The sequence below is a fragment of the Mariniflexile gromovii genome (assembly GCF_017814435.1).
Taxonomy (GTDB): Bacteria; Bacteroidota; Bacteroidia; order Flavobacteriales; family Flavobacteriaceae; genus Mariniflexile; species Mariniflexile gromovii.
Window position 1 is genome coordinate 84245 of record NZ_JAGJCB010000005.1, and the last position, 12189, is coordinate 96433.

Sequence of the window (12189 nt, forward strand, 5' to 3'; positions counted from 1 at the left end):
CTTTTACAGCACAAAAATTAATTCCAAATTATGTCTACTCCTATTTTAAAATTAAAAGATGTTTCTATATATCAAGGTGATAGCTTAGTACTTTCTAAAGTGAATGTTGAAATTAACAAAGGCGATTTTGTTTATTTAATTGGAAAAACGGGCTCCGGGAAAAGTAGTTTTATGAAAACACTTTACGGCGATTTATCTTTAACCGAAGGCGAAGGACATATTGTAGATTTCAATTTAAAAACATTAAAAGAAAAGGACATCCCTTATTTAAGAAGAAAATTGGGAGTTGTTTTTCAAGATTTTAAATTACTGCCGGACAGCACTATAAACGATAATTTACTATTTGTTTTAAGGGCAACTGGATGGAAAGACAAGGCCGAAATGAATACCCGTGTTGAAGAAGTTTTGAACAAAGTAGATATGAAAACCAAAGGGTTTAAATATCCGCACGAACTTTCGGGAGGTGAACAACAACGTGTTGCCATAGCCAGAGCACTACTTAACAACCCAGAACTTATACTTGCTGATGAGCCTACTGGTAACCTAGACCCACAAACCAGCATTGAAGTTATGGAGGTTTTACAGGAAATAAACAAAAACGGCAACACCATTTTAATGGCTACCCACGATTATGCATTGCTTTTAAAATACCCAAGCAAAACCTTGAAGTGCGATGATAGTCAAGTTTTTGAGGTGGTGCAGAGGAAAGGGTAATTATGCTTTCAATTTTAATTCCAACATATAACTATGATATTACAAGCCTCCTGCTTGAAATTCATAAACAGGTTACTGGAACTAATATTAAATTTGAAATTATTTGCTTAGATGATAAATCTGAGATACATGTAGTTGAAAACAAAAAAACCGTTGACACACTTCTTCATACTAAAATCATAATTTCTGATGAAAATTTGGGTAGAATAAAAGCAAGGCAAGTATTATCGGATGAAGCAATTTACGAGTGGCTTTTGTTTTTAGATGCTGATGTAATGCCCAAATCTGAGAAATTTATTGAAAAGTATGTTAAGACACTAGATTCTAACTACGAAGCCATATTTGGTGGTTTTGCTTATTCATCTACAAAACCCGACAACAAGTCTGTTTTACGTTGGAAGTATGGTAAAACATTTGAAGAAGTTGATGCTAAAAAAAGAAACACAAAACCACATCAGCTAATTATTTCTGCTAACTTTTTAATTAAAAAACCTATTTTTAACAAAATCAACAGAAAAATTGACAGAAAAAGTTATGGGTTGGACAATTATTTTGCGGCATTATTAAAACAACAAAATGTAAATGTTTTACATTTAAATAACGAAGTTTATCATTATGGCCTTGAAAGTAGCGCTACGTATTTAAACAAATTGGAGGAAGCTATAGTTACTTTATTATGGATGTATAACAAGGAAAGAATATTTGATCACCATAATAAGTTACTAACCATGTTCGTTTTTTTTAAAAAATTTAAATTAAATTACCCCATGGCACTTTTCCATAGAATTTTCAACTTAATAATGAAGAAAAACTTAGTGAGCAACCATCCAAATATGTTTTTGTTACAGGTATATAAACTTTCATATATATGCCATAAAGATTTGCACCCGTAGTATGGACAAAAAACCTTTTTTTTCTGTAGTTATACCTCTATATAATAAAGAAGATTATATTGAAGATACTTTAAAAAGTGTCTTTGCCCAAACATTTAGTGATTTTGAGGTAATTATTATAAACGATGGTTGCACAGATAAAACCATGGACATTGTTCATCATTTTAAAGATCCAAGACTAAAAATATTCAACCAATTAAATGCAGGGCTCTCCATAGCTAGGAATAATGGTATAAAAAAAGCTACCACAGACTATATTGCTTTTATAGATGGAGATGATTTATGGGGCAGCAACCATCTGCAACAGCTTTATGATTTAATTAAACTCTATCCAAATAAAGGCTTATACTCTACAGGATATACCATACAAAAATCAAAAAAAACAAGTCACAGGGCTCAATTCAATGATTTACCAAAAAATTTTAAAGGAGTGGTTCCTAATTTTTTTAAACATTCTTTACAGCATTGTGTAGCTTGGGTTGGCAGTATTTGTATACCTACAAAAGTACTGGAGGAAATGGATTATTTTGACCCTGAAATTTTTTCTGAACAAGACACAGATTTATATATCAAAATGGCCCTTAATAATTATGAATTTGTTTTAGATGATACATCTGCAAGTGCTGTACATAATAAAACAATGTCCAACAATCTTTCAAATTATAAATTCAAGACCAAAATACCCAAACTATTATTTTCGTATAAAGCTTCAGAATTGGAAAACCATCACTTAAAAAAATATATGGACTCCAACAGGTTTTCAACTATTGTGTTTTTTAAATTATCTTCCAACAAGGAATTAGAGCGCCAATTGAAGAAAGATATAGAGGTAAAAAACCTGACTCCATTACAAAGATTGGTTATTAACTCTCCAGATTTTTTAGTGAAAATTTTATTTTATTTAAAGGATAAACTAAAATTAAATCCATTTGTTCTATTTAAACAAAAATAATCAAGCTATATGTGCATCCAAAAGTTCAACCCACTGGTTTAAAATTTTTTCTTCTGTAAAAAGTAAGTTATTGTTTTCCAAATGAGCCTTGAGGCTTTTATAAAATTCATTATCCAAAAGCTTGTTCAATGCATTTGTCATTGCTAAAGCATCCTGATTTTTAACCAAAATCCCATTTACTTCATTTTGAATAATTTCGTTTGGACCACTTTTACAATCAAAAGAAACAACAGGTGTTTTAAGGCTTAAGGCTTCAATTAAAACCATAGGAAAACCTTCGCTTTCACTTGTCATAACCAATGCTTTAGCTTGTTTTATAAACGGGTTCACATTACTATGAAATCCTTTTAAAATTATACTAGATTCTAAATTCTTTTCTTTGATTAAACTTTCCAAATGATACCTTTGACTGCCTTCTCCAAATATGAGTAGTTTTATGTTAGCTTTTGATAGTTTTGATGCACTATAGCTATTTATTAATACATCAAACTGTTTAATTTTTTCCAATCTACCAACAGCAATTATGTAGTCAAAACCTAGATTGTTTATTTTAACTTCTTCATTCTTAAAAATGGGATAGTTATAAATAATTTGGCTATCAAAGTTTAATTTTTTCTTAACCTGATCTCTAACCTCTTTACTTACAGACACAAAGACCCTGTTTTTAACTAGAGTTCGTTTAGACAAAAAAGGAATAGAAGAGCAAGGAAAATATAAAGACAACTTAAAATGATGAACGCAATAAACAACTAAATTATTCTTAAAAACAAAATTTGAAAACATAAACTCTTTAAACCAATGCATGCGCACTCGGTGGTCTAGTATGACATCAAAATTTTGAGTTTCAAAATAATTCTTAAATTTTATCAATGATTTAAGTCTTGAATTTTTTGCTTTTACTTCACCAAAATTATACAGATTACCCTTATAGTCGTATTTTATATCATCTCTCATGGATACAATGGTAACATCATAGTTTTTTTTGGCGAGAGAAATAGATAGGTTACCAACCATTTTTTCGGCACCTCCAGAACTGAGTCTATCTGTAAGTAAACATATTTTTTTACTCATGTTTTGTTGTGAAATATGTGTCGTAATCTTTACCTGTTACAACAATTCGTTTTCGTTCTTTAAATGTATTGCTAAAAATACTTTTTGAAAAATCCATGTTTTTATACTTTACACCAAAAAGATGCCCCAAACTTTCATATAAATGATCTGCCATAAATTTACGGTTGGGCACATATTCAAAATCGGTTGGTAATTCAAAATCTTTGGATGTCCAAACTATAAATGGAATATCGAACATGTTCTTTTTTAAATTTGATTCATTGCGTCCAATAAAATCGCCATCATCATACACATTTTCACCATGATCGGATATATAAACCAATGCGTTTTTACCTTGTTCCTTTTTTAAACTTTTTAAAATTGAATAAACAATGAAATCATTATAAAGTACCGCATTATCATACTGATTTTTAACTTTTTTCTTTTCTGAATCAGTCTTAATGTCGTATTTATTAAAAGTTGATGGATAGCGCTTAAAATAATCAAAATGAGTACCAATTAATCTAATAAAAATAACTTTTTTTCCTGGTTCTTTTAAGATTTCATCATATTTTGGTAATAAAATTTCATCTAAAACACTGGTATTTTTATCTATTTTATGATTGTAAAATTTAAAAAAATCTGCTGTTGCTGCAATTTTACTTATCGCATTATCATGATAACTAATGGGCCTTTGGTTTGACAACCAATAAGTTTTATAACCTGCTAGGCTAAAGATGCTTATTATGTTTGTTTTATCGTGAATATTGGAATCATTAGACAACGATGTTAGCATTTTTGGCACTGCTTTAAGCGTAAAGACATCTGAAGAAATAACATTGTTGTAAACGAACAAACTATCTTTAAACGCAGTTAAATTGGGTGTGTTTTGCCTATAATAACCATATAATCCCATATGATGACTTGTGGTAGATTCGCCTAAAACCACCACCAAAACATCATTGTGGTTTTTTAGTTCAATATCTTCTTTTTTAATACTGGCATTTAATTTAAAATCACGTTGCAAATCATAATATCCGTAAGCACCTCTTACTATATTGTGGTATGCGTTGCTTTCTATAAGGCCTGTAAATTTTAATAGAATAGTTAATGCTAAAATGATAGTTAAACCAATTAAAAAAACCTTTGCTGATTTTCTTTCTTCTTGATTCCTTTTTAAAAGGAAAAAAGATACTACCATTAAAGCAATGAAGACAACAATACCCATATTATTGTACGAGTGCACAAACTCCTTGAGTTCTCCTTTTGAGGACTCGATAAGCACATACATAAAAGATGAAGTGAAATTAGAGGAAACCGCCATATAGGATGCGCCTTCTAAAGCGAAATAAAACACATAAAGTGCTAAAATGCAATTTTTGTAAAACTGCTTTTTAAAAACATTCGTGTTTAATGCAATATAAACAATGATACAGAAAATTAAATCTTCAAATACATCCTCATAATTTAATAGTTTATACCCAACAGTAATAAACAGGAAAATGTACTTTAAAAATAAAGGTAAGAGGAAAACTAAAAATGGTTTAATTTTTTTTAACATATTAATGTGGCAAATATTTATACCTCATTCTGTAAACAAAAAGCAATACCAAAATAAAGTATAAAAATGTACTAAATAAATAAGCATAAAATACACCTTTTAAACTAAAATCAGTTATCAAAAATACACTTAATAAATAGAACACCCCATAAAGAAATGCATCTGTAACCATATAAGCAGTTACCATTTTTTTAGCATGAAACTGATAGGCTAACGAAAAACCAATAACTTTAAAAAAATCGCCTAAAAGTTGCAAGTAAAAATAATCTGAAATTTCCAAAAATTCATTCGTCAAAAACACTTTTACTATAAAAACCCTTAAGAAAAACACTATTAAAAAGCTTAAAACCAGCACTGGAATAAGTGTTTTGAAATATGCTTTCATTATATGATAATAACCACCAACTGTTTTGTTTTGAGATAGTTTAGGCAATAAATAGAGCGTCATTAAAGATGAGAAAAAAATCATATAAAATGTTGCTATTTTATTCATGGCTTCCCACAAACCTGCTGTTTCGATATCAATCGCTTTTATAATTGAATTTCGAATGAATAAATAGCTCAAACTAATTAGTATGGCTGAATAGATGGCCATAAAAAGATACACCGATATGGCTTTAAAGAACTTAAACGAAATACTTTTAAATCCAGAAAATGCTTGAAAAAGTAGACTTCTAATATCCCTAAACACAAAAGCGAACACAAAACTTAAAACAGGTATTAAAAAACCAGCAAATAAAGCGCCTTCAAGATTAAAAAAATAGACTAATACAAATGTTAAAATGGCATTTAAAACATTAGAAATACTAGTTAATAACGCATAAAGTTTAAATTTCTGGAATCCTTTTACTATATAAACAATTAGAAAACTAAAAGAAACTAACGGAAAAAAAATTGACAAATACTTAAAAACGAATGCTAATCTACTTTCCTTTAAAATGTATAACGCTAACTGCTCTGAAAACAGAAAAATAAAAGGACAAACACATAAACAAATAAGCAAGTTTAATGCAAAAACATTCACAATAACTTTTTTTTGCTCAGAGGTATCTGCTTTGTTTTCTGATATATATTTTATAACACCACTTTCAAAACCAGTTGATGTAACACCTAGTAGGCCTTGTAAAACATTTCTAAAATTACCTACCAGGGCATAACCGGAAGGTCCAAGATAAACGGCGCTTACTTTTGATACAATGAAAGAGGAAATTATCTTTAAAAAAACTACAGCTCCATTATAGGAAATAACTTTGTGAAACTGATTATTTAATAATTTTTTAATCAATTTATGTAATTGTTTTATCACTATCAATTCCAAAAAGAGAACTGCCAAATATGAGTAAAATGATACCGTAATACATAATATAACTCACAAAATGGGCCATAACGGCACCCTGTACATTGTCATACAGATCAATAAAATATACACTGGTTGTATACAAAATGATAACCAAAAAGGCTTCAGTTAAAATATAATGCCAAAACATTTTTTTTGCTAAAAACTGGTAGGCAATTACCATAGATAGCACTTTTATAAAATCACCTAACAATTGCCATAAAAACAAATCTTCTACAGGTTTAAAATCATCTGAGAAAACAGCCGTTACTATATATGGCTTCAATATAAAAATAGCTACCAAAACAATAGCCAGAGTTGGAATCACGGTTTTATAAAAGCCAAAAACTTCTTTCCTAAATTCTTTAATATCATCTATTTCAGAAAATCTAGGTAAAATATACAACGCCATTAACGAGCTTACAAGCATTAAATAATACTTCGATATTCTTGTCATAGCTTCCCAAAAACCGGCATCTTTATACCCTATATTTTCAATAATATAAGAGCGAATGGCTATAGCAACTAGCGGCATTATAACAGCCGAAAAAAGAGCCATTAAAGAATAGTTTCCCATTTTTTTGGCAAAACTAAAACTAATACTGTTAACCTTAATTAAAGGTATTAAAGAACGTCTATTAATAATCCCTACCAAGGTTATTAAAAATATTAACGACTCTGCTATAACCACAGATATTAATGCACCATTAATTTTGCTTTGATAGATTAAAAGTAAAGCGATGGAAACACTTAGTATCTGCCCAATTATATTTATTACAATAAGTGTTTTATACTTTGAAAAACCATTCATTATGGAAAAAGCAAACATGTTTAAAGCATAGAATGGCAATACCATCGCAAAAATTTTAATTACAAATGCGTAATTATTGTAATCGGGAAATATGATATCATTGATTAATTGAGCATTAAAATAGCAGAAAAACGAAACTAAAATAGTAGACGTAAAGCCAAAATAATATATAGTAGAAATCGTTCTACTTAACTCAACAACATCATCCTTAAAATCTGAAATGTATTTTACGGCACCATTATAAAAACCAAGAATGGCAATGGTTTGAAACGAACTAACAAAATTGCGTAAATTTCCAATTAACGCTAAACCAGTAGGTCCAATAAAAACAGCTATAGCCTTTGAAGTTAATATTCCGGCTATTATTTTGGTTAGTACTGAGGCTGCTTGTAACGAAGTAACTTTAACTAAAACGTTATCATTTATATATTCAATTAATTTTTTCAATTAATATGAGAGTTTACTTACTATTGATGCAAAACAATTGAACCAAACAAATTATACGAAAATATATAACTTAAATCCGAATAGTTTATCACTTTACATTTCTAAAGAATCCAAATATACAAAATCATTTTACCTATCAATACAAATTCAATTTTGAATTATAAAATACACATCAATCGGTTACTATTTTCTAGACAAGTGGTAAACATTGATGAAAAAAATAGCCGTATTAGTAATGATGATGGGGTTCGATATAGGCTCTAATAAAACGCCATAAAACACAAATAGTAAACACCCAAGGGAGTTTACTATTCGTAATTTATGAACAGATTTCATTAAGAATGAAACTAAAACGGTTGCCATAGCGGCATATCCCATCCATTCTACATATGAAATCCCTAGGAATTCCATGTTATATCGATTTGTTTCGTTTTCGTTCTACTTCTGTTAAATAGATTTTACGTATGCGCAAGTGGTTTGGTGTCACCTCAACATACTCATCTTTTTGAATATACTCCAACGCCTCTTCTAGCGAAAACTTAATAGCTGGAATAATTCTAGCTTTATCATCGGCACCAGATGAACGCACGTTACTCAACTTTTTAGTTTTAGTTACGTTTACCGTCATATCATCACCACGAGAGTTTTCGCCAATTACCTGACCTTCGTAAATATCTTCACCCGGATCCACAAAAAACTTACCTCTATCTTGTAATTTATCAATAGAATAAGGAATGGCTTGACCTTTTTCCATAGATACTAAAGATCCATTTTGACGCTCTGGAATACCACCTTTCAACGGTTGATATTCTTTAAAACGGTGTGCCATAATAGCTTCACCAGCAGTAGCTGTAAGCAATTGGTTTCTTAAACCTATAATACCTCTAGATGGAATCATAAACTGACAAACCATACGGTCGCCTTTAGCTTCCATACTCAACATTTCACCTTTACGAAGGGTTACCATTTCAATTGCTTTACCAGAAACATTCTCAGGTAAATCTATCGTCATTTCTTCAACTGGCTCACATTTAACACCATCAATTTCTTTGATGATTACTTGTGGTTGCCCAATTTGCAACTCATAACCTTCACGACGCATGGTTTCAATTAAAACCGATAAGTGTAATACACCACGACCAAAAACCAAAAATTTATCAGCACTATCGGTTTCATTAACACGTAATGCTAAGTTTTTTTCAAGCTCTTTAGTTAAACGGTCTTTAATATGGCGAGAGGTTACAAACTTTCCGTCTTTTCCAAAGAAAGGCGAATCGTTAATGGTAAATAACATACTCATGGTTGGTTCATCAATAGCAATGGTTTTTAACCCTTGTGGGTTTTCAAAATCGGCAACGGTATCACCAATTTCAAAACCTTCCAAACCAACAATAGCACAAATATCACCTGTTTGTACTTCATCTACTTTTATACGTCCAAGACCTTCAAAAATATGAAGTTCCTTAATTTTATTTTTAACAACCTTACCATCTCTTTTTACTAAAGAAATGTTTTGTCCTACTTTTAATTCACCTCTCGTTAAACGACCAATAGCAATTCGTCCTGTAAACGACGAGAAATCCAACGATGTAATTAACATTTGGGTATTACCTTCAGGAATTTTTGGTGCAGGAATATGCTCAATCACCATATCCAATAAAGGTTCTATGTTTTCCGTTTGGTTTTTCCAATCGTCACTCATCCAGTTGTTTTTTGCAGAACCGTAAACGGTTGGAAAATCCAACTGCCACTCTTCTGCTCCCAATTCAAACATCAAATCGAACACTTTTTCGTGCACTTCCTCTGGGGTACAGTTTTCTTTATCAACTTTATTTATAACCACGCAAGGTTTCAAACCTAAATCTATCGCTTTTTGCAATACAAAACGCGTTTGTGGCATCGGCCCCTCAAAAGCATCTACCAATAACAACACACCATCGGCCATATTAAGTACACGCTCAACCTCTCCTCCAAAATCGGCGTGACCAGGAGTATCAATAATGTTTATTTTGGTGTCTTTGTAAATAACAGAAACGTTTTTTGAAGTAATTGTAATACCTCTTTCACGCTCCAAATCATTGTTATCAAGAATCAAATCACCCGTATTTTCGTTCTCACGGAATAACTGACAGTGATACATAATTTTATCAACCAACGTCGTTTTACCGTGGTCAACGTGTGCAATAATTGCAATGTTTTTAATATTAGCCATAATAGTGCCTTATTTTAAGCGTGCAAAGGTAACTATAAATAATGGAATATATTATACAATATTTTTTTTTTAGGCATTACCCTTTGTGGCTATCAAAAATACAAATAAAATTTAAGCTAACTCATTAAGCCACAAAGGGTCGCGCTATCCATTATAGCTTTTTTGTGCTTAAGCGCGCACAAAAAAGGCTGCCATTTCTATCGCTAATGCACTTATCAACTTGGTGCAGTCAATTCAATTAAAAAAGTGGGTATTTATTTAGGGCATTAATCTTATCTTTGCAGCATTAAATTTTAAGCTCATGAATCTTCAAGATATTCCAAAAATAAAACACACCAATTCCAACAACTTTTTCCTATTGTGTGGCCCATGTGCCATTGAAGGTGAAGAAATGGCATTGCGTATTGCTGAAAAAGTAGTTTCTATAACCAACAAATTAGAAATTCCTTATGTATTTAAAGGAAGCTTTAAAAAAGCAAACCGTAGCCGTGTGGATAGTTTTACAGGAATTGGAGACGAAAAAGCTTTAAAAATACTTAAAAAAGTTTCTGAAACTTTTGATATCCCTACGGTAACGGACATTCACGAAATCTCCGATGCACATCTAGCGGCACAATATGTTGATGTGTTACAGATTCCCGCATTTTTAGTTCGCCAAACCGATTTGGTAGTGGCTGCTGCCGAAACCGGAAAAGTGGTAAACTTAAAAAAAGGACAATTCATGAGTCCAGAAGCCATGAAACACGCCGTGCAAAAAGTGTACGATTCTGGTAATAAAAATGCTTGGATAACCGATAGAGGTACCATGTTTGGCTACCAAGATATGATTGTAGATTTTAGAGGCATCCCAACCATGCGCCAATATGCGCCAACGGTTTTAGATGTTACACACTCGTTACAACAACCTAACCAAAGTACTGGTGTAACTGGTGGCAGACCCGATATGATTGAAACCATAGCCCGTGCAGGTATTGTAAATAATGTGGATGGTTTGTTTATTGAAACCCATTTTGATCCGGCAAATGCGAAAAGCGATGGTGCCAATATGCTACATTTAGATAATTTGGAAAAACTGCTAACAAATCTTGTTGCTATTAGAAAGGTTGTAAACACACTATAATTTAAATAAACCAAGCTTTTTTACTTTTACCAAGCACATTGGAAGCTTCATGAAGCAAGGCAACAAAATTATCGTGGTCTAAATCTTCAAGTGTTTTTAGTTGAACGGAGCGCACCTGTTTTCTATTATTGTCGTTTTTCAATATAGGAAACTGCTTTTCCAAAAGAATACCTTGTACAAAAGCCACATCAACATAGTTGGTGCCTTTTAATACATTCAAATAAATCATGGGCTTTTTGTGACAATTATAAAAGGGAAGTTTATAGCTAAACCGCTCCTCCACTTCTGGTAATGTATTTAAAATCACACTTCGCACATAAAGCATGATGGATTGGTAAGGTTCTTTTTGGTTATAAAAATAGTCGTCTACAGGTCTCACTTTTTATGGGAGTTTTTGTTCATATTCAAAATTAACAAAAATTTACATCGTATTATTCAAATTAATTTATTTACTTTGTAATTCAAAGTACTTTTATATGGAATCAAAAGATTATTTAAAAGACCTCAGCGAGATTAAAGATTTAATGAATAAATCGTCGCGGTTTATTTCGCTTAGCGGTTTGTCTGGGATATTGGCAGGTGTTTATGCTATAATTGGGGCGACTATCGCTTATTGGTTAGTTACAACCTCACAAAGAGGTTATCTTATACTAGACGGTAAAATCTTTAGAATATGTGTATTTATCTTATTAATGGTTGCGCTTTTTAGTATTGTTACCGCTATCATTTTAACCACAAGAAAAGCCAAAAAAAACGGTGTTAAAATTTGGGACGCCACTTCTAAGCGCTTAGTTGTTAATTTTTTAATTCCTTTAGTGGTTGGTGGTTTGTATATCTTAATAATTCTAGGACAGGAAAAATATGGGCAGACGGGTGGTTTAATGCTCATTTTTTATGGATTGGCCTTAGTTAATGCTTCAAAGTATAGCATAGGCGATATTAGATATTTAGGGTATATTGAAATAGTGTTAGGGTTATTGGGGGCTTTATATCCTGGTTATGGCTTTTGGATTTGGGTTTTAGGCTTTGGCGTTATGCACATTGTGTACGGCACTTGGATGCATTTTAAGTATGATAGGCATTAGGCATTAGG

12 protein-coding genes are annotated in these 12189 nt (G+C 31.4%); 5 read left to right on the plus strand and 7 right to left on the minus strand.

Going from position 1 to position 12189, the window contains the following annotated elements:
- Positions 1-30 precede the first annotated feature (30 nt).
- From J8H85_RS07395 to J8H85_RS07405, 3 genes are read left to right on the plus strand one after another with little or no spacing between them, the layout of a single operon-like run.
- Positions 31-714: a cell division ATP-binding protein FtsE gene (locus J8H85_RS07395; protein ID WP_209654076.1), complete on the plus strand. Its 684-nt coding sequence runs from the start codon at positions 31-33 to the stop codon at positions 712-714.
- Between the two features lie 2 nt (positions 715-716).
- A complete protein-coding gene (locus J8H85_RS07400) occupies positions 717-1607 on the plus strand; it encodes a glycosyltransferase family 2 protein (RefSeq protein WP_209654077.1) in 891 nt (296 codons plus the stop codon).
- 1 nt (position 1608) lies between these two features.
- Positions 1609-2559 carry a glycosyltransferase family 2 protein gene (locus J8H85_RS07405; protein ID WP_209654079.1) on the plus strand — a complete coding sequence of 317 codons (951 nt, stop codon included), beginning with the start codon at positions 1609-1611 and terminating at the stop codon, positions 2557-2559.
- Here J8H85_RS07405 and J8H85_RS07410 read toward each other — a convergent pair whose 3' ends face one another.
- The 6 genes from J8H85_RS07410 to typA all read right to left on the minus strand — a co-directional run bounded on the left by J8H85_RS07410 (position 2560) and on the right by typA (position 9976).
- Positions 2560-3630 (minus strand): glycosyltransferase, encoded by a 1071-nt coding sequence (locus tag J8H85_RS07410; protein WP_209654081.1) that lies wholly within the window; start codon positions 3628-3630, stop codon positions 2560-2562.
- Positions 3623-5170 (minus strand): sulfatase-like hydrolase/transferase, encoded by a 1548-nt coding sequence (locus tag J8H85_RS07415; RefSeq protein ID WP_209654083.1) that lies wholly within the window; start codon positions 5168-5170, stop codon positions 3623-3625. Before J8H85_RS07415 ends, J8H85_RS07410 begins: the two co-directional genes overlap by 8 nt.
- 1 nt (position 5171) lies before the next feature.
- Positions 5172-6455: an O-antigen translocase gene (locus J8H85_RS07420; RefSeq protein ID WP_209654085.1), complete on the minus strand. Its 1284-nt coding sequence runs from the start codon at positions 6453-6455 to the stop codon at positions 5172-5174.
- A gap of 1 nt (position 6456) precedes the next feature.
- The gene (locus J8H85_RS07425; protein WP_209654087.1) at positions 6457-7764 is read right to left on the minus strand and encodes an O-antigen translocase; all 1308 of its coding nucleotides are present in this window, start codon (positions 7762-7764) and stop codon (positions 6457-6459) included.
- A 183-nt stretch (positions 7765-7947) separates the two neighbouring features.
- Positions 7948-8175, minus strand: a complete 228-nt coding sequence (locus tag J8H85_RS07430) for a uroporphyrinogen decarboxylase (RefSeq protein ID WP_209654089.1) — start codon at positions 8173-8175, stop codon at positions 7948-7950.
- 1 nt (position 8176) lies between these two features.
- A complete protein-coding gene (gene typA / locus J8H85_RS07435) occupies positions 8177-9976 on the minus strand; it encodes a translational GTPase TypA (protein WP_209654091.1) in 1800 nt (599 codons plus the stop codon).
- A gap of 301 nt (positions 9977-10277) precedes the next feature.
- Between typA and kdsA the strand changes: the two genes are divergently transcribed.
- Complete coding sequence (kdsA, locus tag J8H85_RS07440) at positions 10278-11096, plus strand: 3-deoxy-8-phosphooctulonate synthase (RefSeq protein WP_209654092.1); 819 nt, start codon at positions 10278-10280, stop codon at positions 11094-11096.
- A gap of 1 nt (position 11097) precedes the next feature.
- Here kdsA and J8H85_RS07445 read toward each other — a convergent pair whose 3' ends face one another.
- On the minus strand, positions 11098-11475 hold the full coding sequence (locus tag J8H85_RS07445; protein WP_209654094.1) for a DUF1801 domain-containing protein: 378 nt from the start codon (positions 11473-11475) through the stop codon (positions 11098-11100).
- A 97-nt stretch (positions 11476-11572) separates the two neighbouring features.
- Between J8H85_RS07445 and J8H85_RS07450 the strand changes: the two genes are divergently transcribed.
- Positions 11573-12181 carry a hypothetical protein gene (locus J8H85_RS07450; protein ID WP_209654096.1) on the plus strand — a complete coding sequence of 203 codons (609 nt, stop codon included), beginning with the start codon at positions 11573-11575 and terminating at the stop codon, positions 12179-12181.
- Positions 12182-12189 lie beyond the last annotated feature (8 nt).

Bases quoted from the DNA above. Each gene is read 5' to 3' on its own strand.
- J8H85_RS07430 (WP_209654089.1), bottom strand. From the start codon at position 8,175: ATGGAATTCCTAGGGATTTCATATGTAGAATGGATGGGATATGCCGCT.
- J8H85_RS07410 (WP_209654081.1), bottom strand. From the start codon at position 3,630: ATGAGTAAAAAAATATGTTTACTTACAGATAGACTCAGTTCTGGAGGT.
- J8H85_RS07450 (WP_209654096.1), top strand. From the start codon at position 11,573: ATGGAATCAAAAGATTATTTAAAAGACCTCAGCGAGATTAAAGATTTA.
- J8H85_RS07400 (WP_209654077.1), top strand. From the start codon at position 717: ATGCTTTCAATTTTAATTCCAACATATAACTATGATATTACAAGCCTC.
- typA (WP_209654091.1), bottom strand. From the start codon at position 9,976: ATGGCTAATATTAAAAACATTGCAATTATTGCACACGTTGACCACGGT.
- J8H85_RS07415 (WP_209654083.1), bottom strand. From the start codon at position 5,170: ATGTTAAAAAAAATTAAACCATTTTTAGTTTTCCTCTTACCTTTATTT.
- kdsA (WP_209654092.1), top strand. From the start codon at position 10,278: ATGAATCTTCAAGATATTCCAAAAATAAAACACACCAATTCCAACAAC.
- J8H85_RS07405 (WP_209654079.1), top strand. From the start codon at position 1,609: ATGGACAAAAAACCTTTTTTTTCTGTAGTTATACCTCTATATAATAAA.
- J8H85_RS07395 (WP_209654076.1), top strand. From the start codon at position 31: ATGTCTACTCCTATTTTAAAATTAAAAGATGTTTCTATATATCAAGGT.